At 42.4% G+C, this 295-nt stretch carries 1 protein-coding gene; it reads right to left on the bottom strand.

What is annotated here, in order from left to right; all coding sequences use genetic code 11:
- A partial coding sequence (locus IAE53_RS11275; RefSeq protein ID WP_200136532.1) for a hypothetical protein occupies window positions 1-276 on the bottom strand: 276 nt, incomplete at its 3' end.
- Window positions 277-295: the final 19 nt, after the last annotated feature.

A 295-nucleotide genomic window follows, 5' to 3' on the forward strand; every position in this document is an offset into this window, starting at 1 on the left:
GCTCTTTGACGTGGAATCACTGTTCGAGATCGACTCGCTCTTTGATGTTGATTCGCTATTTGAGATAGAGTCACTGTTTGAGATAGAGTCGCTCTTTGATGTTGAATCGCTGTTCGAGATTGAGTCGCTCTTTGATGTTGATTCGCTGTTTGAGATCGACTCACTATTTGAGATTGACTCACTGTTCGAAATTGAGTCGCTCTTTGATGTCGAATCACTGTTTGAGATCGACTCACTCTTGGTCGTCGAATCACTCAATGAAACTGATGTACTCATTGAACGACTATCGGAAACA

It is taken from the genome of Leuconostoc sp. S50 (assembly GCF_016624925.1).
GTDB lineage: Bacteria > Bacillota > Bacilli > Lactobacillales > Lactobacillaceae > Leuconostoc > Leuconostoc pseudomesenteroides.